Source organism: Rhodococcus sp. G6(2025) (assembly GCF_058628105.1).
The window spans coordinates 919,954-942,882 of the sequence record NZ_CP179750.1; the positions used below are offsets into that span (position 1 = coordinate 919,954).

Consider the following 22,929-nt stretch of genomic DNA (forward strand, 5'->3'; position numbering starts at 1 on the left):
TTAACAAGTACTCACGGGCTCCGAAGGAGGACCTGTGGCTCGCTACATCACTATCAGCCTGGACAAGCGCGGCGTGACCTGCCGTGCCCGGCTTCTCGACGAGGATGCACCACTCACGTGCGACGCGGTGTGGAACGTGCTTCCGCAGAGCGGCGACGCGTACCACGCCAAGTACGCGCGCAACGAGGTGTACACGCTGATCCCGCGGATCACCGCGGCGCCGCGGCGGGAAAATCCCACCGTCACACCGATTCCCGGTGACGTGTGCCTGTTCGACTTCGAGCCCTGGGAGATCGGCAACTCCGCCTACGGGTACGAGCCGGGCTCGGAGGCGCACGCCGCGCAGGGCGCCACCGACCTCGCGATCTTCTACGGCCGCAACAACCTCCTGCTCAACGGCGACGTCGGCTGGGTGCCGGGCAACGTGTTCGCCGCCATCGAGGAGGGGCTGCCGGAATTGGCGGCCGCGTGCAACGACCTGTGGATGCGCGGCGTCGAAGGCGAGACGATGAGCTTCGCGCGGGCCTGACGCAGGCTGGACCGGTCCAGAGTGTGTGCGATGGCCCTCGACGGGCGCCGGACCGTCCACCACCATCGGACGCTATGAAGCTGGACATCTATCAGATCGACGCATTCGCCGCCGGGCCCTTCGAGGGCAACCCGGCGGCGGTTATGCCGCTGACCGCCGACTGGCTGGACGATTCGGTGCTTCAGCAACTCGCCGAAGAGAACAACCTGTCCGAGACGGCGTTCTACACCGCTCAGCTTCCCGTGGATGCGGGGCCCCACGACCCGGAACACCCGGCGTATCACCTGCGGTGGTTCACCCCTGCCGTCGAGGTGGACCTGTGCGGCCATGCCACCCTCGCCACCGCCGCACAGATCTTCGAGGACGTGCACCCAGACGCCGACCGCATCCAATTCTGGACGCGCAGCGGCTGGCTGCATGTCGACCGTGGACCGGACGCGACGCTGGTGATGGATTTCCCGGCGGAGCCGCCGGCACCGACCGCGGCCGATCCCCGGATCGTCGCCGCACTCGGGATTCCGGTGCGGGAGTGCCTGAAGGCCACCGACCTCGTGTTCGTCGCGGAATCCGAACGCGACATCGCGTCGATGGCACCCGACTTCGCCGTGATCAGCCCGCTGGAGGTGCGGGGAATCGTCGTCACCGCAGCATCCGACGTCGAGGGACTTGATTTCGTGTCGCGATGGTTCGGCGCCGCGGCCGGCGTTCAGGAGGATCCGGTGACGGGGTCCGCGCACTCGCAGATCGCGCCGTACTGGGCTGACGTCCTGGGCCGAGACAGCCTTGTCGGACGACAACTGTCGGCGCGGGGAGGAACGGTGCACTGCGAGGTGCGCGGCGACCGCGTCCACCTGTCCGGGGCTTACCGGCGGTACCTCAGGGGTACCGTCGAGTTCTAGCGCTGGCTGAAGACCTCCGAATACAGCGTCTCGATCTGGCCGGCGGTGGGCACGACCGGATTGTTGCCGGGCGATCCGGACGCCAGCGCCTGCTCTGCCATCAACGGAATGAGGCCGTCCCAGGCGTCGCGGTCGATCCCGTAGGCGAGCGGCGTCGGAACCTTCAGGTCGTGACACAGCGTGCTCAGGGTTTCGACGAGGAACTGCGCGGCGACGGAATCGCCCGCCGATTCCGGTGCCGCGCCGAACGCACGCGCGCAGTCGGCGTAGCGGCTCTCCGCTCCCTTCACAGAGAACGCCGTGATCGCCGGAAGTAGCATGGCATTCGACAGTCCGTGTGCGACATGGAAATGCGCACCGATCGGCCTGCTCATCCCGTGCACCAACGCCACGCTCGAGTTGGAGAACGCCATACCGGCCTGCATGGACGCGACCATCATCGCTTCTCTCGCGGTGCGGTCTTCACCGTCCGCGTACGCCGTGCCGATGTGCTTACCAATCGTGCGGATCGCGGAGAGCGCGAGTCCATCGGTGAACGGCTGGGCCTTCTTGCTGACGTACGCCTCGATGGCGTGGGTGAGCGCATCGATTCCGGTGTCGGCGGTCAACCGCGGCGGCATCGACATCGTGAGTTCGAAATCCACGATCGCGGCGATCGGCAGGAAGGAGAGTCCCGGGCACAGCATCTTCTCGTCGGAAGCGCTGTCGCTGATGACGGTGAATTGCGTCGCCTCCGAGCCGCTTCCGGCGGTGGTCGGTACCGCGATGATCGGCAGCGCCTTCCCGGTGTACACGTGAGGCGCCTTGTACGACCGCATCTCGCCGCCGTTCGCGGACAGCACGGCCAATGCCTTCGCGGTGTCCATCGGACTACCGCCGCCGAACCCGATCACCGAATCCGCGTTGTGCTCGGCGACGATCCTCAGCCCCTCCTCCAGGGAATCGGTGGTGGGGTCGGGCACGGTGCCGGAGAACAGTGCCGGCTCCTTGCCCGCGGACCTGAGGAGGCTCATGATCCGGTCGGCCGCGCCGGTGCCGGTCAGATAGGAGTCGGTGACGAGAACCGGCCTCTGCAAGCCCAGTTGGTCGACAACCGAGCCGATCTCGTCGACTGCTCCGGCCCCGATCCTGGCGAAACGGGGGAGTGAGAGATGTGCGGTCATGGGAGAGGTTCCTTAGTTGTTCTGGGGGAAGCCGAGGTTGAGTCCGCCGTGGCTGGGGTCGAGCCAGCGGGTGGTGACGACCTTGCCGCGGGTGAAGAAGTGCACGCCTTCGGTGCCGTGGGCGTGGCTGTCGCCGAACAGGGAGCTCTTCCAGCCCCCGAAGGAGTAGTACGCCATCGGGACGGGGATGGGGACGTTGATGCCGACCATGCCGACCTCGACCTCGTTCTGGAACCGTCGGGCGGCGCCGCCGTCGTTGGTGAAGATGGCGGTGCCGTTCCCGAACTGGCTCGAGTTCACCAGTTCCAGGGCCTCGTCGTAGGAGTCGACCCGGATGACGGACAGGACGGGCCCGAAGATTTCGTCGGTGTACACGCTCATGTCGGTGGTGACGTGGTCGATCAGGGTCGGTCCGAGCCAGAACCCGTCCTTGCCGCCGTTTGCCTGCACGGTGCGCCCGTCGACGACGATGGTGGCCCCGTCCTTTTCGCCGGCGTCGATGTAGGAGGCGACCTTGTCGCGGTGCACCTTGGTCACCAGCGGTCCCATGTCGGAATCCTGGGTGCCGTCGCCGATCTTCAACGTGTCGGTGCGGTCCTTGATCTTGGCGACCAGTTCGTCGGCGATGTCGCCGACCGCGACCAGGGCGCTGATGGCCATGCAGCGTTCCCCGGCGGAGCCGAAGCCGGCGTTGACCATGGCGTCGGCGGCGAGGTCGAGGTCGGCGTCCGGCAGGACGATGGCGTGGTTCTTCGCCCCACCCAATGCTTGGACGCGTTTGCCGTGGGCGGTGCCGGTGGCGTAGACGTACTGGGCGATGGGGGTGGAGCCGACGAAACTGATGGCCTTGATCGCGGGGTGGGTGAGCAGTTCGTCGACGGCGGTCTTGTCGCCCTGCAGGACGTTGAAGACCCCGGCCGGGAGTCCGGCTTCGGCCCAGAGTTCGGCCATCCAGATCGCGGCGGTGGGGTCCTTCTCGGACGGTTTGAGGACGACGGTGTTGCCGGCGGCGATGGCGATGGGGAAGAACCACATCGGGACCATGGCGGGGAAGTTGAACGGGGAGATGATCGCGACCGGGCCGACGGGTTGGCGGATGGAGGAGACGTCGATGTTGGTGGAGGCGTTTTCGGTCATGCCGCCTTTGAGCAGGTGGGCGATGCCGCAGGCGAATTCGACGACTTCCTGGCCGCGGGAGACTTCGCCGAGGGCGTCGGAGACGACCTTGCCGTGCTCGGCGGTGATGATTTCGGCGAGTTCGCGCTTGCGGGCGTTGAGCAGTTCCCGGAATGTGAAGATCACCTGGGTGCGCTTGGCGAGGGAGGTGTCGCGCCAGGCGGGGAACGCGGCGGCGGCGGCGTCGATGACGGCGCGGGCGTCCTCGACGCTGGCGAGGGCGACCTGACCGGTGACGGCACCGGTGGCCGGATTCGTCACCGGAGCGGTATCGACGCGCGTTCCGGGGTAGGACTTGTTGTTGAGCCAATGCGAGATGACGGCCATGGGTTCACTCCTGGGAAAGGTGGGGTGCACACGAGTCTGCTGGGCAACAATGCCTGCGTCAACGAGTAAAATGGCACTTCGGACTGCACTTTTGCACGAGGGATGAGGGCGATGTTCACCGCAGACAACATGCGTTACCTCCTCGAGTTGTCGAGAACCGGCCGCCTCGCCGATGCGGCGAAGCGGCTCGGTGTCGATCACACGACCGTCTCGCGGAGAATCACCCGGCTCGAGAAAGACACGGGCACGAGACTTTTCGATCGTGGCGTGTCGGGGTGGCAGCTCACCGAGGCGGGCCGGCGACTGGTTCCCCACGCGGAGGCGGTGGAATCCGCGGTGCTCGCCGCTCTCGACGAAACGTCGTCCCTGGGCGGGCTGACGGGCACCGTCCGCATCATCACTCCCGACGGTTTCGGGTCGTTCGTGCTGGTGCCGGGGTTGGCCGCTCTGCGGTCCGAGCACCCCGACCTGTTCACCGAACTGGTCACGTCGACCACCCACGACCTGCTGACCGGGCGCGACTTCGACATCGCGGTCACCCTCGAGCGTCCGTCGCCGCGGTCCGTCGTGGTCCGCAAACTGGCCGAGTACGACCTTCGTCTGTACGCGTCGCGGCGCTACCTGGACACACACGACCCCATCACGTCACTCGAGGATCTCCGGCACCACACGCTCATCTGGTACGTGGATGCGTTCCTGGACGTCGAGCCGCTGCGGATCCTCGACGCGCTGATTCCGGACTTCCAGGCCCAGATCCAGACCAACAACATCGCGGGCCACTACCAGGCCGTGAAGCACGGAGTCGGGATCGCTCCGCTGCCGAGTTACATCGGCGCGCTGGACGAGGATCTGGTGCCGGTTCTCCGCGACGACTTCATCGCCCACCGCACCTACTGGCTGGTGGTACCGCGGGAACTGACGCGACTCGCGCGGGTGAAGGCGATCACCGAGGCGCTCTACTCCATCGTCGACGGCAATCCCGAACTGCGTGGCGCAGCAGGGTAACTTACCGGTCCGCGGGGACGGGTCCGGCGCTCGCGCGGACGACGAGCTCGGTGGGGAGTGTGATTTCCCGTCCCGCTCCGCCGCCGATGATGTCGAGCAGCAGCTGCGCGGCCTCGCGGCCCTTGTCGACGAGTGGTTGCCGGACCGTCGTCAGTCCGGCGGCCCGGGCCGCGGGAATGTCGTCGAAACCGACCACCGACAGATCCTGCGGCACCCGGAGACCACGTTCGTGTGCGACGTCGATGGCCGCGAGCGCCAGCAGGTCGGAGGCGGCGATGACGGCGGTCACGGGACCGGCATCGAGCAACGTCTCGACGGCGGTGCGCGACAGTTCGTAGTCGAACCCGCCTGCTTCGACGACCACGGTGGACGACCACGGCACCGTGTATTTGCGGCAGGCGGACGCGTATCCGGCGAGGCGTTCCTTCATCACGTGATCTCGTGCGGCCCGGGTGCGGGCGGCGTCGACGGGCCCACCCTTGCCGTCGGGGACGAGCCGGTCGACGAGAAACCCGACACGGCGGTGCCCGAGCGACAGCACGTGCTCCGCGATCTCCTTGGCGGCCTGCCGATCCCGGATTCCGACCCGCGGGAGTCCGCCAGGATTGGGACCGTCGATCACGACTATCGGCAGCCGGCGGCTCATCGCCGTCTGCATTCCGGGGTGGCCGTCCGGCATCGCGTACGCGAGGAAGCCGTCCACAGCGCCCCGCACGAGCACGCCGGAACCCTCGGCCACCCGGGTCGACTCGAGTGGGCAGGGCAGCAGGGTCAGCGCGACCTCGGCGAGTTCACCAACCTCCGATATGCCTTTCAGCAACTGCGCGGTGGCCGGGTCGTCGAAGGCGTAGCGCAACGAGTCGGTGATCATCAGCCCCAGCGCACCGACCTGCCCGGTGCGGAGATTGCGTCCCGCGGGGTTGGGGCCGGCGTAGCCGAGTTCCGCGGCCACCTGGAAGATGTGGGCGCGCCGGGCTGCCGACAGCTTGTGGGGCTGGTTGTACGCGTACGAGACCGCGGCCTGGGACACGCCTGCCGCTCGGGCGACGTCGTGCATCGTGGTCACGAATGCCGATCCTCTCCGTCGCACGTTACCGAGCCCAGCTTATCGGCCGGACCGTGCGCGTCCCCCGGGTGTCAGCTCGCTCTGGCGACAACGGTGTCATCGTCGTCCTCACCCCGGTCGAGGAGAACGAGTGTGCCCATGACGTTGCGTGCCACCACCTGTTGGTCGGTGACCGTCATCTGTCCCCGCCACGACCCGAGGAAGGTCCACGTCCACGACATGAGCGTGGACAGCCGGCTCCGGAACCCGACGACGTAGACGACGTGGACGGCCAGCCACAGGATCCACGCCAACAGGCCCGCGAGTTCGATACCCCCGACCTTCACGACCGCGTTGAACCTCGAGATCGTGGCCATCGACCCCTTGTCCCGGTACCGGAAGGGAACGCGGTCGGGTGACGAGTCACGTCCTCGGGCGCCGGCCGAGATTTGCCGCGCCGCGTAGCGGCCACCCTGGATCGCGACCTGCGCCACCCCGGGAAGGCGGTCGCGCGCCATCATGTCTCCGATCACGAACACCTCGGGGTGTCCCGGCACCGTCAGGTCCTCGCGGACGGCGATCCGCCCGGCGCGGTCGAGTTCGGCGTCCGACTGCTCGGCCAGCTGCCTGGCCAGCGGGCTGGCTTCGACACCCGCCGACCACACCTTGCACGCGGATTCGATGCGGACGGTCTCGCCTCGCCCGTCCTTGATCGTCACGCCGTCCGCGTCGACGTCGGTGACGGCTGCCCCGAGCCGCACCTCGACACCGATCTTCTCGAGACGCTCGGCGGCGGTGGACCCGAGCCGGTCACCGAACGGCGGCAACACTGCGGACGCGGCGTCGAGCAGGACGATCCGGGCGTCGCGGGTGTCGATGTTCCGGTACGCGCCGACGAGGGTTCGGTGGGCCAGTTCTGCTATCTGACCGGCCATCTCCACCCCGGTGGGTCCCGCGCCGACCACCACGAACGTCAGGAGGCGGGCCCGCTCCTCGGGGTCGGTGGACAGCTCGGCGCGTTCGAACGCGCCCAGGATCCGGCCGCGGAGTTCGAGTGCGTCGTCGATGGTCTTCATGCCGGGGGCGTGTTCGGCGAAGTGGTCGTTACCGAAGTACGACTGCCGGGCCCCGGCCGAGACGATCAGACTGTCGTACTCGGTGGTGGTGGTTCCGCCCTGGTGGGTCGAGGTGATCCTGCGCGCGGTCAGGTCGATGTCGGTGACGTCTCCCAGTATCACCGAGGCGTTCGACTGTTTCCTCAGCACCATCCGCGTCGACGGTGCGATTTCTCCCTCGGACAGGATTCCGGTCGCCACCTGGTACAGCAGCGGCTGGAACAGGTGGTGGCTGGTGCGGTCGACGACGAGCACGTCGACGTCGGCGCGGCGTAACGCCTTCGCGGCGAACAGGCCGCCGAATCCGGAACCGATGATCACCACGCGATGACGTGCCTCGGTGCGGGCAGGAGTATTCATGACACGCTCTTCCCGGATCGCGTCTATCGCCATCCGCAGTACTGGTAGGGGTGAAGCGTGCCGCCCGACACGGGGTGTCGGGCGGCACAGTGGACACGACGCACCGGAGACTCGAATGTCGGTTCAGGATCCGGCGTGTCGCGAGATCACCTGCAGGACCGGCGACGCCGTTGTCAGCTGCCCTGGATGCGGGTGATCAGATCTGTGAGGTAGGTGTAGCTCTTCTTCGCGGCGTCGAGGCCACCGCATTCGACCGACAGGACGACGTCGTGGTCGGCGTCGTGCAGGGTCTTCACGATGCGTTCCCAGTCGATGACGCCGTCGCCGCAGGCGCAGCCGAGCATGCCGCGGACCTTGCCGCGCAGCCGTTTCGCGTCCTCGATACCGATGTCCTTGGCGTGCAGGTGCGTGACGCCGCCGACGATCTGCTCCAGCCACTCGTGCGGGTCGTTCTCACTGAGGTAGCTGTTGCCGGTGTCGAGGTTGATCGTCAGCGCCGGGCTGTCGATCAGCGTCATGATCTTCTCGAGCCGCTCCGGGGTCGCTGTGTACTCGCCGTGCGTCTCGATCGCAATCTTGATGCCGCGCGGTTCGGCCACCTTCGCCGCCTCCTGCAGTGTGTACCGCATCAGCGTGTAGTTCTCCGCCTCGGTGGTCCACGTCGGCAGCGGCCCGTCGTCGACCATGATCATCGGCGAACCGACCTCGGCCGCGTAGCGGATCGACTGCTTCAGATAGTCGACGCTCACGTCCGGCTTGGCCAGCGGCGCATGACTGGACAGCGAGGAGATGCTCAGCCCGCGTGATTCGGCGGCGTCCCGCATGATGAGCGGGTCGTCGAGCATCGACCGGGTGTGGAAGTACCCGGCCGTGCTCAGCAACTCGCGGCCCCAGTAGACCATCGGCTCCACGTACTTGTAGCCGATCTCCGCGGCCTGGTCCATGGCCCAGTCGAACGACCCGTTCTCGAATCGGGCGAACTCCAGGTTCAGGCCGAGCTTGATCTCTCCCATGCCGGTCTCCGATCAGAATCCGCGTTGCGCGACGTAGTCGTCGCGGACCTCGCCGTGGTAGGCGGGAACGGTGATGTCCCACCAGCCGGTCGGGTGCATCTCGGTCCACGGCAGCTCGTGGGCGCTCATCGCCTCGATGATCACCGGGCCGGGTGTCGCGAAGGCGCGCTCGATGGCGTCGGCCAGCTTCTCCGGGTCCTCGACGCGCTCGGCGCTGCAGCCGAGTGACTGAGCGAACCGGGTGATGTCGGCGAAATACGGTGTCCCGTCGAGGTTTTTCCACCCGGAGATGATTTCGCGTTCCTCACCGAACAGGCTGATCTGGAGGTCCTTGATCGCCTCCCAGCCGCCGTTGTTGAGCACGACGATCACTAGCGGCACTCCGAGCATCGCGGCGGTCGCGATCTCGGTGCCGGTCTGGAGGAAACTGCCGTCGCCGACCATCGCCAGGACCGGGGTGTCCGGGGCGCCGATCTGCGCGCCGATCGCGGCGGGCACACCGAATCCGATGCCGGAGAAGCCGCCGGCCACGATGTTGGTCTTCGGGCCGTAGATCGGGAACTCGTTGAACGCCTGGTTCGCGGGGTTGGACGAGTCGGTGACCAGAATGCCCTCGCGCGGAAGGGCCTTGCGGATCTCGACCATCGCCCGCGAGTTGGTCATCGGGAGGTAGTCGGTGGTCCGCATCGGCCGCAGGTGCTCTTCCCACTGCGCCTTGAGATCCTGCAGTTCGGCGAAGTAGTCGGTGCTGCGGTAGTCGAGGGCAGGCCCGAGGTCGGCGAGCACGTCGCGCAGCGCGGCGAGGGACGTTTTCGCGTCGCCGACGACGCCGACCTCGACCGGGTAGTTGCGGCCGATCTCGAAGCCGTCGATGTCGATCTGCACGAGTTTGGTGTTCGGGATGTCGAACGTGACGCCGGGGCGGTACGACGACGTGATGCGGTCGCTGAACCGGCAGCCGACGGCGAGGATCACGTCGGCGGTGCGGGTCACGCCGTTGCCGGGGATCGAACCCATGTCGCCGCACGGCCACGCGTAGAGGTCGTGGTCGGCGGGGAACGCGCCCTTGCCCTGGAACGAATGGGTCACGGGTGCGCCGAGGTGCTCGGCGACGGCCATCAGTTCGGCGGCGGCCTCGGCGTGGATGACGCCGCCACCGGCCACGATGACGGGACGTTTCGCACCGGCGAGCAGGCGGGCGGCCTCGGCGATCACGGCCGGGTCGCCGGTCGCGCGGGTGGCGGGACGGCGGGCACCGGTGTCGGGGGTGTAGTCGCCGTACTCGGCCTGCAGGTCCTGCGGGATGTCGACGAGCACGGGTCCGCGCCTGCCCTCGTGCATGGTGTTGAACGCCTGGGCGAGCGCCACCGGCAGCTGTTCGAGGCGGCCGGGCTGCCACCAGCGCTTGACCACCGGCTCCACCATGCGGGGAAAGTTGTTGCCGTGCGGGCGGTCGATCTCCTGAAGCACCCCGCGGTTCTCCATGTAGGTGTGCACGGCACCGGTGATCAGCAGCATCGGCATCGAGTCGGCGAAGGCCGTCGCGAGCCCGGTGAGGGTGTTGGTCGCACCCGGTCCGATGGAGGTACAGATCGCGGCGATCTTGCCGGAGGCCCGGTAGTAGCCGTCGGCCATGTGGGCGGCGCCCTGTTCGTGCATGGCCGGCACCAGTTCGATCTCGTCGGCTCGGTCGACGAACGCGTCGAGGAGGGCGGTGTTGCCGTGTCCGGGGATCGCGAAGACCTTCTCGACTCCCTCGCGGATGAGGAAGTCGACGACCATCTGTCCGCCGGTGAATTTCTGTGTTGTCATCGAAGAGGCTTTCTGGGTGTGGTGGGGGCGAAGCGTCACAGGGACGCGGACTGGGCCGGGGTGTCGTGGGAACGGGTCTTGCCGATTCGGTCGGCGATGCTCTCGGCGACGCGGAAGGCGTTGGCCGCGATGGACAGGGCAGGGTTCATCACGGGCAGGGACGGGAAGAACGACGAGTCGACGACGTACAGGTTGCCGACGTCGTGGGCGCGGCAGTCGGCGTCGAGCACGGAGGTCGCGGGGTCGGTTCCGGCCCGCACGGTGCCGGCCTGGTGGGAGTTGACCTCGATGCCGGTGCCCTGGCTGAAGACGAACGGATAGCCGATCTTCCGGAGGATCTTCCGCACCTCGCTGACGAGTACCTCGTGGGCGCGAGTGTTGTTGGGGGTCCACGCGATCTGGATGTTGCCGTCGTCGGTGAGGGTGACGCGGTTGTCCGGATCGGGCAGATCCTCGGTGAACAGCCACCAGTCCATGCTGCGGGCGGTGGCGTGGCTCAGTGCCCACTTGGGGATCAGCGGCCGTTGGCCCTTGATCATCTCACCCTGCAACTTGCCGATGAGTTGCACGTGTCCCAGCGGGTAGGGGTGGTCGGCGGTGCCGTGAGTGTAGAAATCGTTGATGTACAACGTCTTCTGGAACTCGGACGTGTTCTTCTTCAGCGGGTTGACGCCGACCATGATGGAGTTGTTGTGCACCATGTAGTTTCGTCCGACCATGCCGGAGGAGTTGGCGAGACCGTCCGGGTGTGCGGCGTTCGCCGACCGGAGCAGCAGTGCCGCGGAGTTGACGGCGCCACAGGACACCACCACGGTGCGTGCATCGACGACGAGTTCGGTGCCGCGGTGCCGGATCTGCACGCCGGTGGCCAGGTGCCCGGTCTCGTCGGTGAGCACGCGCTCGGCGTACGCGTTGGTCAGCAGTTCCACCGAGCCGGACGCGATGGCAGGCCGGACGCAGCACACATCCGCGTCCGACTTCGCCAGCACCCGGCAGGGGAACCCGTCGCAGGTCCGGCATCGGATACATCCTCCGCCGTCGCGCAGGTCGATGCCCAGTGGGATGTTCGACGGCGTGTACCCGAGGCGCCGCAGTGCGTCGGCCGCCTCCTGTACCGGTGGCTCGTGTCCGATCGCCGGGTAGGGGAAGGGTTCGTCGCGGGGGAGCGTCGGGTCGTCGGTGTGATCGCCGTGGACCCGGTACACCTGTTCTGCCCGTGCGTAATACGAGGCGAAGTCGTCGTACGAGAAGGGCCACTCGGGAGATACGCCGGCCTCGTGTTGCGTCGACTGGAAGTCTTCACGCCGGAACCGCACCAGCGACGAGCCGTACAGCTTCGTGTTCCCGCCGACGTAGTAGTACGTGCCGGGGCTGAACGGCCTGCCCTCGGTGTCGTACCACTGCTCGGCGTTCGCGTACCGGTGACCTTCGAAGACTTCTTGCGGGTCCCAGTTCTGCTTCTCCTGCGGCAGGAAGTCGCCGCGCTCGATCAGAAGCACATCGACTCCCGAGTCGGCGAGCGCGTAGGCGAGCGTTCCGCCGCCCATTCCGCTGCCGACGATGACGACGTCGTAGCTGTGTTTGCTCGGGCCTGTGGGCTCCCCCACGGATGCGTCTCTCATGGGTCCTGCTCCTCGGTCGTAGAGAGTGGTGTCACGGATCTGCCGGGCGGGTCGACGTGAACCGACAGTCGGTGAAATGGTTATACGTATAACTAAAGGTTAGCGGCAGTGTCGGGGATGTCAACCCCGCACGAGCAGCTCATCCCGGCGGGATGAGCTGCTCGCGGCGGTCAGGGCACGAGCGGTCGAGTGAGGTTCTCCGGCCGCAGCACGTCGTCGAGTTGCTCGCGACTGAGCAGACCCCGCTCGAGCACGAGCGCGGCGACGGTGCGCCCGGTCGCGAGTGCGTCGGCGGCGATCGCGGTGGCCGCGGTGTACCCGATGTGCGGGTTGAGGGCCGTGACCACGCCGATGGACGCGTCCACCATGTTCTTCAGATGGTCGATGTTCGCGCCGATGCCGACCACGCAGCGTTCCCGCAGGACGGTGCATCCGCGCGTGAGCAGTTCGATCGTCTCGAACAGGCTGTGCGCGATCACCGGCTCGAAGGCATTGAGCTGAAGCTGCCCACCCTCGGCCGCCATCGTCACCGTCAGGTCGTTGCCGACCACCCGGAAGGCGATCTGGTTCACCACCTCCGGGATCACCGGGTTCACCTTGCCCGGCATGATCGACGATCCTGCCTGCACGGGCGGCAACGTGATCTCACCGAAACCGGCACGCGGCCCCGACGACAGGAGCCGAAGGTCGTTGCAGATCTTGGACAGCTTCACCGCGGTGCGTTTGAGCACCCCGGACAGCTGGACGAATGCCCCGACGTCCTGCGTGGCTTCGATCAGGTCGGACGCCGTCGTCACCTCGATTCCGGTGATCGCGGCAAGATGTTCGCGCACCCGCCATGCGTACTCGTGGTGCGCGTTGAGACCGGTCCCGATAGCCGTTCCACCCAGATTGATCTCGGAGATGAGCGTCGCCGCCTCCCTGAGCCGCTGGGAATCCTCGTCGATCATGAGAGCGAACGTCGCGATCTCCTGGCCCAGAGTCATCGGAACCGCATCCTGCAACTGGGTGCGGCCGACCTTGAGGACGTCGGAGAACTCCGTCGACTTCACCGCGAACTCCGCCGCCAAGTCCCGCATGGCCGCCCGCAGCCTGGTCAGGGCGGTTTGCAGGCCGGCCTTGATTGCGGTGGGGTAGACGTCGTTCGTGCTCTGGCTCATGTTCACGTGCTCGAGCGGATGGAGATACTCGTAGCTGCCGCGCCGGTGACCGAGCAATTCCAGAGCCCGGTTGGCCACCACCTCGTTCGCGTTCATGTTCGTCGACGTGCCGGCGCCGCCCTGGATGACGTCCACGACGAACTGGTCGCGCAGGGCACCGGCCCGGATCTCCTCGCAGGCCGCCACGATGGCGTCCGCTTCGGGCCGCGGCAGCAGGCCGAGGCTCGCATTGGTCTGCGCCGCAGCCTGCTTGACGGACGCCAGCGCCGACACGAGGTCGGGATGGCTGGCCAGCGGAATGCCGGTGATCGGGAAGTTCTCCGTCGCCCGCAAAGTGTGGATGCCGTAGTAGGCGTCGTCGGGGACCTCGCGGTCGCCGAGGAGGTCGTGTTCGGTGCGGGTCATCGTTCGGACGTCACCCGGGTCGGGAGGTCGCCCCACGGGAGCGGGGCGCTGCCGAACTTGGCGGCGCGAAGGTCGCCGGAGCGGGCGTGCCCCTCGAACTTCTCCAGCCGCGACAGGCGGCCGCACACCTCGCCGAGCTTCGCGCTGCTGCCGAGGTCGCGCACCTCCTGGTAGGTGAGCGTCTTGAGGAACTTGCCCACCCACAGACCGCCCGTGTAGCGGGCCGCACCGAGCGTCGGGAGAACGTGGTTGGTGCCGATCAGCTTGTCGCCGTAGGGAACACACGTGCCTTCGCCGAGGAACAGGGCGCCGTAGTTCCGCATGGAGGTCAGGGCCTGGCGGGGGTCCTCGGTGAGGATCTGGACGTGCTCCGACGCGAAGACGTCGGCGAGCCGGTACGCCTCGTCGAGCGTGTCCACCACGTGGATCTGACCGTGATCACGCCACGCGGGGCCGGCGATGGCGTTGGTGACCAAGCCGGGGAGCAAGGCGTCGATATGGTCGATCACCGCCCGTCCCACGGACTCCGACGTGGTGATGAGCACGCACGGCGAATCGGGGCCGTGCTCGGCCTGGCTCAGCAGGTCGACGGCGATGGTGAACGGGTCGGCCAGATCGTCCGCGACGATGAGCGTTTCGGTCGGCCCGGCGAAGAGGTCGATCCCGACCTCGCCGAACAGCTGGCGCTTCGCCTCGGCCACGTAGGCGTTGCCGGGGCCGGTGAGGATGGACACCGGGTCGATGGTCTCGGTGCCCAGTGCGAGTGCGGCGACCGCCTGTACTCCGCCGAGAACGAAGATCTCGTCGGCGCCGGCAAGGTGCATCGCCGCGACACTGATCTGCGGCGGCTCGCCGGCATTCGGGGGCGTCGTCGCGGCGACGCGTTCGACACCCGCGACCTTCGCGGTGAGCACCGTCATGTGCGCGGACGCGGTCAGCGGGTAGCGCCCGCCGGGGACGTAGGCGGCAGCCGCGTCGATCGGGACGTTGCGGTGCCCGAGGAACACGCCCGGCAGGGTCTCGACCTCGAGGTCCTGGATGGAGTCCCGCTGCGCCTGCGCGAAGTCGCGAATCTGGCGCTGCGCGAATCGCAGATCGTCGAGGACGGTCTCGGGAACGGACTTCACGATCTCCGCCACCCGGTCCTCGCTCAGCCGGAACGATTCGGGGGACCAGCCGTCGAACTTCTCGGAGTACTTCCGGACGGCCTCGTCGCCGTTCGCGCGGACATCGGCGATGACGGCGGCGACGGTGTCGACCACGGCGGGGTTGCTCGCCCGCTGCGCTGGTTCACCGACGGCGGCCTTGAGAACGAATGACATGGGATGCTTCCTTCGGATGAGCGAGGGGCTGGATCTGTTGCCACTCAGCATCGCGGTGCCGCACACGTTTTCGACAGTTGCATTGTGGGAACTATTTGCGTCGGTTCATGCACGTTCTGTGTACCATTGAGCATGGTCTTCACCGTCGCCGACGCTCTCGACATCGATCTCCTGAAAGACGCGGGAGCCCGTGTCCTGACCGGATCGGACAGCCTCGACCGTGAGGTCCGCTGGGTGCATTCGTCGGAGATCTCGGATATCGCCCGCTTCCTGCGGGGTGGAGAATTACTCCTGACCGCCGGGCTCGGAATGGGCAGCACGGGCGCCCTTCAACAGGTGTTCGTCCGCGCAGCCGCTCGTGCCGGGGCCGCCGCTCTCGTCATCGAGGAGTCGGGACGGATGTTCGACCGCGTACCGGATGCAGTGGTCGCCGAAGGGCAGGCCTGCGGCCTGCCGATCATCGCCCTTGCCCGCGAGGTGTCGTTCGCCGGTGTCTCGTCGCAGGTGCACGAGATCCTGACCGACAAGCGCCTGCAGGCGCTCACCCACGAACGGGAAGTCGAGTCCACGTTCTCGAACCTCCTCCTGGACGGCGCCGACTACCTCTCGATCGTGCAGACGCTGGCCGAACTCACCGACGGCACGGTGGTACTCGAGAACATCGCACATCGCGTGATGGCGTACGTCGGCGAATTCGACGAGGAAGCCGGCATCGAGGACTGGGACCGGCACGCGCGAGGCCTCCACAGCGACGACAGCGGATGCGTCCGCAGACCGGTCCTGATGCGTGGTCAGCCGTGGGGCTGGATTCACGTCTTCACCGACCGGCCCGCGACCGAACGGTCCACCGCGGCCTTCGCGACCGAACGTGCCGCCGCGGCCGTCGCGATCTCGTTGCTGACCGACCGGAGCCGCGAAGCGAGGGACGATCAGCGGAGCACGGCGCTGATCACGCGACTGCTGATCGGCGATCTCTCCGGGGCCGAATTCGTCGACCAGGCAGGCAGACTCGGGTACCAGCTGGGGTCGGGACAGATCGTCGTCGTCATCGCGAACAAGGATGCCCGCGACGAGTCGTCCGGTCCGCGCGCCGGCCGTCAGATCGACACGGGTGCGATCAGCGCCGACATGGGCGACTACGTCGTGGCTGTGGCGGCGGAGTCCGGCCGGACCCGCGCCGAGCTCGCGGGTCTGCTCGGGAAAATGGAGCACGGCGGCGGCATGAGCCGCGCAGTGCCCGCATCGATGCTGCAGGTTGCGGTCACACAGGCGAAGAGTGCCGCCGCGGTGTCGCGCTCCCTGCCTGCCTCACCCATGCTGCATTTCGACGACCTCGGCGTCGAACGTCTGCTCGTGACGTTGGCGCAGGGGCCCGAGCTCGCCAGCTTCGTCGAGGACGAGCTCGGCCCATTGCTCACGAAGGATGCGCAGTCCACGACCCCGTTGTTGCCGACACTGCGAGCATTCCTCGCCGTCGACGGCCGCAAGACCGAAGCGGCGGAGAAACTCTTCATCCAGCGCCGGACCTTGTACAACCGGCTCGACCGCATCGCCGCGATCCTGGGCAAATCCCTGGACGACGCCGCCACCCGCCAAAGTCTGCTGCTCGCGGTGAAGGGGCTGGATCTGCTCGAGGGGTCGTCCATCGTGGCTCGACGGGGCGGACGGCAATGACGCTGTCGTCGGCTTCTCATTCTGTGCAGTCTGCACGCAGGAGGTACACGGTCTGTACCTGTTGTGCGGCGCGTCACCTTCGTAGTGTTTTCACCAAGATTCCGGCCATCCAGTCGGCGTTGATCGAAAGTTCACGCACTCGCTACTCGCTGAACGGACGCCTACCCCCGTAGGCGCCCGCGGCGGTCCGAGACCTACCGCAAGGACGAAATCATGGCAACACATGGAGCAGGCACCGCTCCCGTGCTCGACCATACACGCGTGCGTAAGGCGCGAATCGCGACATTCTTCGGCTTCTTCCAGCTGGGCGCCGTGATGTTGATGTGGTCGACGAGCACCACCTCGTTGCGTAGTCACCTCGGGTGGGAAGGCGACGGCGGCGACTCCCAGTTCGGCCTCCTCGCGCTGTCGATCGGTATCGGCGCCGCTGTCGGCTGTTTCGCCATCGGCCCCTTCATCGATCGGTACGGTCCGAGAAACACGGCCATGCCCACGATGGTCGTCTACCCCCTCTGTTACATCCCCCTCGCGTTCCTCGACGGACTGGTCGGAGCGATGGTGATCGGCGTGCTCATCGGACTGCTTCGCGGTGCCTTCGACACGGCGTTCAACACTCACGGTGTGCAGGTCGAGCGGTACTACGGGCGGCCCATCATGTCTGCGTTCCACGCCGCCTACCCGGCGGGTGGCTTCGTTCTCGGACTTGTCGGCAGCGCTCTGGCCCGGCACTTCACCGACAGCCCGGCCGTCGCCTACATCTCGATCGGCGTGGTCCTGTCGGTACTCGGTGTCGTCTTCGGTAAGTGGCTTCTCTCCCTTGACGAGTTGCTGCCTCCGGACCAGGACGAGATTCCGGGCGCCGCCGACCCCGCGCACCCGGGGAAGCGTTCGGCCACCACGGCGACACTTCTCGTGATGATCGGATTCGGTGTGCTCCTGCTCGGATCGATGTTGAGCGAGGGCGCGGTCCTGGACTGGGGTCAGGAATTCGTGCGCCGCGCAGTCGGCACCACGGCAGGCCTGGCAGCGACGGCTGTCACGCTCTACTCGGGAGCGCAGTTCGTCGGCCGGTTGTTCGGCGACAAGCTGGCCGAGTACTTCGGCGCTCGACTCATCGTCGGTGCGAGCGGTGTCATCGGCGCCGCCGGTGCGCTGCTCGCGATGCTGGGTGGCTCGGCGCCGCTCGCCCTCACCGGTTTCGTGCTGCTGGGACTCGGCCTGGCGTGCATGGCACCGCTCATGCTGTCGGCGGCCGGGCGACGAGATCCCGAGAACGCGGGACGGAACATCGGTCTGGTCAACGCGATCGGCTACGTGGGCATGCTCGTCGGGCCTGCCGCGATCACCGTCGTCGTCGACAACCTCGGTATCGAATGGATGCCGCTGCTGCCGGCCATCCTCCTCGCGCTGATCGCGATCGGCGGTCCCGCGCTGATGCGCCTGGTGCCGCGCTACCACAAGCCGGCATCGGAGACGAGCAGGCACGAGGTCGCGACCGGGTAGGTCGTCCGGCACTTCCGGTTCCTGCGGTCCGGTACCTCTTCCGAGGTGCCGGACCGCCTTTCGTGTCGTTACCCGGTGATACGATTAACCATCCCCCGAGACGAACAGGAGACAGCTGTGCCTACCCAGAGTCCGCCGTTGAAGCGCGGTGAGCGCGGCTGGAAAGCAGCAACTTTCGTCATCTTCGTCGGAACGGGGATCACCTATGCGTCCTGGGTGACCCGCACCCCGGCCATTCGCTCGTCCCTCGGAGTCGGCACGGGCGACATGGGGCTGATCATTCTCGGTCTGTCGATCGGATCGATGGCGGGGCTGCTGCTCGCCGGTCCCGTCGTCGCCCGGATCGGCGCCCGTCACGTCATCACGGCCGCGGCCACGGTCGCGAGCCTCGGCCTGTTCACGGTGGGGCTCGGTTCGGGTGTCGCGATCGCGGCCCTGGTCGGTCTGGGACTCGCGTTCACCGGTGCGGGATTCGGCATGTGCGAGGTGGCCCTCAACGTCGAGGGTGCAGCGATCGAGAAGCGCATGGGACGCAGCTTCCTTCCGTCGCTGCACGGTGCGTTCAGTCTCGGAACGCTCGCCGGCGCCGGCCTCGGGGCGATCGCCGAACTGTTCGACGTTCCGGTGCCGGTGCATCTCGGGGTGCTGGCCGTCGTGGTCCTCGGGTCGAGCGTGAGCGTCGTGGCGCTACTCCCTCCGGCCACCGGACGAGAGGCCGGGCGCACCCGCCGTCGATCCGGCACGTCCGGCGGTCCGACCATCTGGCGGGACACCCGGATCGTTCTCCTCGGCCTGATCGCACTGGGCATGGCATTCGCCGAAGGTAGTGCCAACGACTGGCTGCCACTGGGAATCGTCGACGGGTACGGCGTCGGATCGGCCACCGGCGCCGCGTTCTACGTCGTGTTCGTGGCCGCGATGACGTCGGCCCGCCTGCTCGGCGGGCGCGTCGTCGACCGGTACGGCCGCGCTGCGACCGTCCGCTGGTCCGCGGCGCTCGCGGTGGCGGGGGTCCTGATCGTGATCCTGGCGGGGAACCTGGTACTCCCCGCGTTCGGCTGTGCGTTGTGGGGTGTCGGTGTCGCTCTCGGATTTCCGCTCGCGCTGTCCGCGGCGGCCGACTCGCGGGCCGACGCCGCGCGACGCGTCAGCGCGGTGTCGACGCTCGGGTACATGGCATTTCTGGTCGGTCCGCCGCTCCTCGGGCTGCTCGGGGAACAGTTCGGACTCCTGCAGGCCTTCTACGTCGTCCTGGCCGGCGCCGTCCTCGCCGGGCTCGTGGCGAGCGCGGCCGGGGAAACCCGTGAGACCGAGGAGTCTCCGCTCGCCCGCGTGAGGTGAGAGCGGCTCGAGGTGAGCACGCGATCGCCCGGCCTCTGAGAACGAGGCCGGGCGAACCGTGGTCGGATCACATCACACTGCGGCAGAAGCGATCTCCGGCGCCACGCGCAGCGCGTTGGCCGCGATGGTCAACGCGGGATTGAGCGCCGCCGACGACGGGAAGAACGAGCCGTCCACGACCCACAGATTGTCGACGTCGTGACTGCGACAGTGGGGGTCGAGGACACTCGCCGCCGGATCGGTACCCGCGACCGCGGTTCCGCACATGTGCGAGTTCGTCGCGATCCCCATCCGCTCGGTGAGGATGATCGGATACCCCGCCTTGCGGACCGCCGCGGAGACGCGGCGAACCAGTTCACTGTGCGGTGCCGTGTTGTTGGGAGTCCAGTCGACGATGATCCGGTCGCCGTCGATCCGGACCCGGTTGTTCCGCGTCGGCAGATCCTCGGTGGTGAGGTAGATGTCGAGGCTGCGATCCACCACCGCCTTCAGCGCCCACATCGGAGCCCAGGGCCGCGCCCCCTTCACGTGCGCGGCCTGCAGTTTGCCGAGCATCTGCAGATTGCCGAGCGGGTACTCGTTGTTCGGGCCCGCGACGTACCAGTCGTTGATTCCCAGCGTCTTCTGCCACGCAGTCGTGTTCGTCCGGAAGGGGTTGACGCCCATGAAGAACGTGCTGTTGTGCACCATGTAGTTCCGGCCCAGCAGCCCTGACGAGTTGCCGAGGCCGTCCGGATTCCGTTCGTCGGCCGATCGGAGCAGCAGTGCCGCGGTGTTGACCGCCCCTGCCGAGACCACGAACTGGTTGGCCGTGATCCGGATCGTGCGACCACGGAACTCGGCCTCCGCGGCGACGATTCGCGTGCCCTTCGCATCGGTGAGCAGACGCGTCACCTTGGCTTCGGTGAGCAGGCGCACCCGGTCCGACTCGAGAGCGGGCCGCAGCGCGCGGTTCTCCGCCTCACTCTTGTGATCGGTCTGCGACGGGGTGCCGTCCGACGCCGTCGACTGCCTGCGATGCTCCTGCGTGGTCAGGTTCATGCCGTTCGGTGTGTGGAACGGGTGCAGGCCCTGCTGACGAAGCGAGGACGCGAAACGCTCGATCGTCGGCTCGTGCGGCAGCGGTGGCAACGGGTACGGAGACGACCGCGGCGGTTCAGTCGGATCCTCGCCGTCGATGCCGTGCACCTGGTAGAGACGCTCCGCCGCGGCGTAGAACGGTTCGAGATCGGCGTAGCCGAACGGCCACTTCGGTGAGATGCCGTCGTAGTGCTGCGTCTCCTCGAAATCCGTGACGCGGAAGCGGGGGAGGCTGCCGCCGTAGAACTTGGTGTTACCGCCCACCCAGTAGTACACGCCGGGCTGGAACGGTTCACCGTTGCTGCCGTCGAACCACGGTTCCGCGGTCTTGTACCGGCCCTCGAGGAACATTTCCGCGGCCTGCGAGTTCTCCACCTCGCGGGGGAGGAACCGCCCGCGCTCGACGACCAGGACGTCGACGTCCCGATCGCGGAGCGCCCACGCCAGCGTCGAACCACCCATCCCGGATCCGACGACCACGACATCGGCGGTGACCGTGTCGGAGTCGCCCACATCGACCACCGCGCCTTCGCGCAGCGGTGAATACGCGTCGATCTGATCGTGTCCGGACGTTCTCACAGGTGCTGTTCCTTGGCTCGGGTCGCCCAGTACTCGTCCTGACGCTCGTCCTCGATGTACGCGGGAACGGGGAAGTCCCACCAACCGGGAACCCACGGTCCCGCCGCATCACGATCGGTCGGGATTTCGATCAGCGCAGGCGCTTTCGAGTCGAAGGCCTTCCGGTAGGTGCTCTCGAGGTCGGCCGGGTCGTCCACCCGGAACGATTCGAGTCCGAACGACTGGCCGAGTGCCTTGAAGTCGGGGCTGTACGGGGTGCCGTCGGGGCGATTGAACTCGGTGCCGATGTGCCGGCTGGTCTGCTTGCGCTGCCCACCGCGGATGGACATGAAGCCCGCGTTGTCCTGGACCACGAAGACCACCGGAATGTCGTGCTGCACGCAGACACCGATCTCCTGCGACGTCATGAGGAAGTCGCCGTCACCGAGCACGCACGCCACCTGCCGGTCAGGGGCGGCGAGCTTGGCGCCGATCGCGGCGGGCACGGCCCAGCCCATTGACGAGAATCCGCCGGACGTCAGGTGGGTGCGCGGGTGATACACCGGGAACGTCTGCTTCACGGCGCCCTGGGTGTTGCCGGAGCCGGCGACGATGATGCCGTCCCGTTCCATCACCGACCGCAGACCGCCGAGGGGGCGCTGGGAGGTGAACGGGAACCGGTCGGAATCGCGCCGGCCTGCGAGCTTGGTCTCCCACTCGGCCTTCAGCTGCTCGAGTTCGGCGAGGTATTCGGACCGGTCGGCGCTGCTGCGGGGGAGGGAGGCGACGATCGCGGCGACGGTTGGCTTGGCGTCGGCGACTATGCCGACCTCGGCCGGGTAGTTCTTGCCGATCTCGTGCGGATCGATGTCGATGTGGATGAGCTTGGCAGGCGGAATCGAGAACGTGACTCCCTGCGCGTAGCTGGAGGAAGACCAGTCGGTGAACCGGCATCCGATGGAGATCACCACGTCGGCGCGAGAGGCGACGGCGTTGCCCACGATCGTTCCTGTTTGGCCGACGCTGCCCGCGAACAGGGCGTGGTCCTCGGGGAACGCGCCCTTGCCGTTCCACGTGGTGACCACGGGGATCTGCCACGCCTCGGCGAGGGCGAGCACCTCGTCGGCCGAGTCGGACGTGATGGCGCCGCCGCCGACGACGATCACCGGCCGGCGTGAGTCACGGAGCACGTCGACGGCCTTGTCGATCGCCAACGGGTCGGGCTGCTGGAGCCCGACCGGCAGCCGCCGTGCGAGGTCGTGAAGGGAGACGTCGGCGGCCTCGGCCTGCACGTCCATCGGCACCTCGATGTGCGCGGGCCCCGGGCGACCGGTCAGCATGGTGCTGAACGCACGGTGCATGATGAACGGCAGTTCCTCCACGCGGGTGGCGACCCAGCTGCGCTTCGACACTGCGTCGGTGACCTGCGGAAAGCCGTTGTCGGTGTGCCGCTCCAGTTCCTGGAGTAGACCACGCCCGCGCATGTGAGTGGGCGGCCCGCCGGTGATGCACAGCAGACTCGTCGAGTCGCTGTACGCGGTCGCGAGACCGAGCACGGTGTTCGCCGCGCCCGCCCCGATCGACGCCACCGCGGCCATCGGCTTCCCGGACACCCGGTAGTACCCGTCCGCGAGGTGCGTGGCGCTCTGCTCGTGGTAGACCTGGATGAACGGGATCTCGGACCCCTTCTCCAGGAACGCATCGGTGAGCGACCAGATCCCGTGGCCGGGAATCCCGGTCACGTACTCGACGCCGTACTGCTTCAGGACCTGGGCGACCACCTGCCCGCCGGTCAATTTCGCCATGATCGTTTCTCCTTG

The 22,929-nt window shown here is 67.4% G+C and carries 16 protein-coding genes and 1 pseudogene; 6 read left to right on the plus strand and 11 right to left on the minus strand.

Translation table 11 applies throughout. The features are described from left to right. Positions 1-34: 34 nt before the first annotated feature. Positions 35-529, plus strand: coding sequence for a DUF3830 family protein (locus ACLIVD_RS04450; RefSeq protein WP_009477605.1), 495 nt, complete (start codon positions 35-37; stop codon positions 527-529). 74 nt (positions 530-603) lie between these two features. Beyond that, the gene (locus tag ACLIVD_RS04455; protein ID WP_477951988.1) at positions 604-1,428 is read left to right on the plus strand and encodes a PhzF family phenazine biosynthesis protein; all 825 of its coding nucleotides are present in this window, start codon (positions 604-606) and stop codon (positions 1,426-1,428) included. Here the strand turns inward: ACLIVD_RS04455 and ACLIVD_RS04460 are convergent. Both ACLIVD_RS04460 and ACLIVD_RS04465 read right to left on the minus strand, forming a co-directional pair. After that, on the minus strand, positions 1,425-2,591 hold the full coding sequence (locus ACLIVD_RS04460) for an iron-containing alcohol dehydrogenase (RefSeq protein WP_283334890.1): 1,167 nt from the start codon (positions 2,589-2,591) through the stop codon (positions 1,425-1,427). The genes ACLIVD_RS04455 and ACLIVD_RS04460 overlap by 4 nt on opposite strands. Before the next feature lie 12 nt (positions 2,592-2,603). Beyond that, complete coding sequence (locus ACLIVD_RS04465; protein ID WP_491932012.1) at positions 2,604-4,094, minus strand: CoA-acylating methylmalonate-semialdehyde dehydrogenase; 1,491 nt, start codon at positions 4,092-4,094, stop codon at positions 2,604-2,606. 111 nt (positions 4,095-4,205) lie between these two features. Here ACLIVD_RS04465 and ACLIVD_RS04470 point away from each other — a divergent pair, with 111 nt between their 5' ends. Continuing rightward, the gene (locus ACLIVD_RS04470; protein ID WP_317570271.1) at positions 4,206-5,099 is read left to right on the plus strand and encodes a LysR family transcriptional regulator; all 894 of its coding nucleotides are present in this window, start codon (positions 4,206-4,208) and stop codon (positions 5,097-5,099) included. 1 nt (position 5,100) lies between these two features. On the opposite strand, the gene ACLIVD_RS04475 is transcribed toward ACLIVD_RS04470, so the two are convergent. The 7 genes from ACLIVD_RS04475 to hisD all read right to left on the minus strand — a co-directional run bounded on the left by ACLIVD_RS04475 (position 5,101) and on the right by hisD (position 14,953). After that, positions 5,101-6,165 (minus strand): LacI family DNA-binding transcriptional regulator, encoded by a 1,065-nt coding sequence (locus ACLIVD_RS04475; RefSeq protein ID WP_317570270.1) that lies wholly within the window; start codon positions 6,163-6,165, stop codon positions 5,101-5,103. Between the two features lie 71 nt (positions 6,166-6,236). Then, positions 6,237-7,619: an NAD(P)/FAD-dependent oxidoreductase gene (locus tag ACLIVD_RS04480; RefSeq protein ID WP_477951333.1), complete on the minus strand. Its 1,383-nt coding sequence runs from the start codon at positions 7,617-7,619 to the stop codon at positions 6,237-6,239. 173 nt (positions 7,620-7,792) lie between these two features. Then, complete coding sequence (locus ACLIVD_RS04485; RefSeq protein WP_491932013.1) at positions 7,793-8,632, minus strand: sugar phosphate isomerase/epimerase family protein; 840 nt, start codon at positions 8,630-8,632, stop codon at positions 7,793-7,795. A 12-nt stretch (positions 8,633-8,644) separates the two neighbouring features. After that, positions 8,645-10,444 (minus strand): thiamine pyrophosphate-binding protein, encoded by a 1,800-nt coding sequence (locus ACLIVD_RS04490; RefSeq protein WP_477951331.1) that lies wholly within the window; start codon positions 10,442-10,444, stop codon positions 8,645-8,647. 35 nt (positions 10,445-10,479) lie between these two features. Beyond that, complete coding sequence (locus tag ACLIVD_RS04495; protein ID WP_491932014.1) at positions 10,480-12,066, minus strand: GMC family oxidoreductase; 1,587 nt, start codon at positions 12,064-12,066, stop codon at positions 10,480-10,482. A gap of 170 nt (positions 12,067-12,236) precedes the next feature. Next, positions 12,237-13,631, minus strand: coding sequence for an aspartate ammonia-lyase (locus ACLIVD_RS04500; protein WP_491932015.1), 1,395 nt, complete (start codon positions 13,629-13,631; stop codon positions 12,237-12,239). Beyond that, positions 13,628-14,953, minus strand: a complete 1,326-nt coding sequence (gene hisD, locus ACLIVD_RS04505; protein ID WP_317570264.1) for a histidinol dehydrogenase — start codon at positions 14,951-14,953, stop codon at positions 13,628-13,630. The genes ACLIVD_RS04500 and hisD overlap by 4 nt, the downstream gene beginning before the upstream one ends. A 132-nt stretch (positions 14,954-15,085) precedes the next feature. Here hisD and ACLIVD_RS04510 point away from each other — a divergent pair, with 132 nt between their 5' ends. The 3 genes and pseudogenes from ACLIVD_RS04510 (at position 15,086) to ACLIVD_RS04520 (ending at position 19,471) form a co-directional block, all read left to right on the plus strand. Next, positions 15,086-16,627, plus strand: a complete 1,542-nt coding sequence (locus tag ACLIVD_RS04510; protein ID WP_283352911.1) for a PucR family transcriptional regulator — start codon at positions 15,086-15,088, stop codon at positions 16,625-16,627. Positions 16,628-16,813: 186 nt separating this feature from the next. Continuing rightward, positions 16,814-18,130, plus strand: a pseudogene (locus tag ACLIVD_RS04515) (MFS transporter); the annotation flags it as partial. A gap of 117 nt (positions 18,131-18,247) precedes the next feature. Then, on the plus strand, positions 18,248-19,471 hold the full coding sequence (locus ACLIVD_RS04520) for an MFS transporter (RefSeq protein WP_491932016.1): 1,224 nt from the start codon (positions 18,248-18,250) through the stop codon (positions 19,469-19,471). 72 nt (positions 19,472-19,543) lie between these two features. Here the strand turns inward: ACLIVD_RS04520 and ACLIVD_RS04525 are convergent, their stop codons facing one another. Further along, positions 19,544-21,130 carry a GMC oxidoreductase gene (locus tag ACLIVD_RS04525; RefSeq protein WP_283352913.1) on the minus strand — a complete coding sequence of 529 codons (1,587 nt, stop codon included), beginning with the start codon at positions 21,128-21,130 and terminating at the stop codon, positions 19,544-19,546. Further along, positions 21,127-22,914: a thiamine pyrophosphate-binding protein gene (locus ACLIVD_RS04530; RefSeq protein WP_283334878.1), complete on the minus strand. Its 1,788-nt coding sequence runs from the start codon at positions 22,912-22,914 to the stop codon at positions 21,127-21,129. Before ACLIVD_RS04530 ends, ACLIVD_RS04525 begins: the two co-directional genes overlap by 4 nt. Positions 22,915-22,929: the final 15 nt, after the last annotated feature.

What these genes read in the sequence shown, in the direction of transcription:
- ACLIVD_RS04455 (WP_477951988.1), top strand. Translation starts at nt 604, where the DNA reads ATGAAGCTGGACATCTATCAGATCGACGCATTCGCCGCCGGGCCCTTC.
- ACLIVD_RS04460 (WP_283334890.1), bottom strand. Translation starts at nt 2,591, where the DNA reads ATGACCGCACATCTCTCACTCCCCCGTTTCGCCAGGATCGGGGCCGGA.
- ACLIVD_RS04465 (WP_491932012.1), bottom strand. Translation starts at nt 4,094, where the DNA reads ATGGCCGTCATCTCGCATTGGCTCAACAACAAGTCCTACCCCGGAACG.
- ACLIVD_RS04470 (WP_317570271.1), top strand. Translation starts at nt 4,206, where the DNA reads ATGTTCACCGCAGACAACATGCGTTACCTCCTCGAGTTGTCGAGAACC.
- ACLIVD_RS04480 (WP_477951333.1), bottom strand. Translation starts at nt 7,619, where the DNA reads ATGAATACTCCTGCCCGCACCGAGGCACGTCATCGCGTGGTGATCATC.
- ACLIVD_RS04485 (WP_491932013.1), bottom strand. Translation starts at nt 8,632, where the DNA reads ATGGGAGAGATCAAGCTCGGCCTGAACCTGGAGTTCGCCCGATTCGAG.
- ACLIVD_RS04490 (WP_477951331.1), bottom strand. Translation starts at nt 10,444, where the DNA reads ATGACAACACAGAAATTCACCGGCGGACAGATGGTCGTCGACTTCCTC.
- ACLIVD_RS04495 (WP_491932014.1), bottom strand. Translation starts at nt 12,066, where the DNA reads ATGAGAGACGCATCCGTGGGGGAGCCCACAGGCCCGAGCAAACACAGC.
- ACLIVD_RS04500 (WP_491932015.1), bottom strand. Translation starts at nt 13,631, where the DNA reads ATGACCCGCACCGAACACGACCTCCTCGGCGACCGCGAGGTCCCCGAC.
- hisD (WP_317570264.1), bottom strand. Translation starts at nt 14,953, where the DNA reads ATGTCATTCGTTCTCAAGGCCGCCGTCGGTGAACCAGCGCAGCGGGCG.
- ACLIVD_RS04510 (WP_283352911.1), top strand. Translation starts at nt 15,086, where the DNA reads ATGGTCTTCACCGTCGCCGACGCTCTCGACATCGATCTCCTGAAAGAC.
- ACLIVD_RS04530 (WP_283334878.1), bottom strand. Translation starts at nt 22,914, where the DNA reads ATGGCGAAATTGACCGGCGGGCAGGTGGTCGCCCAGGTCCTGAAGCAG.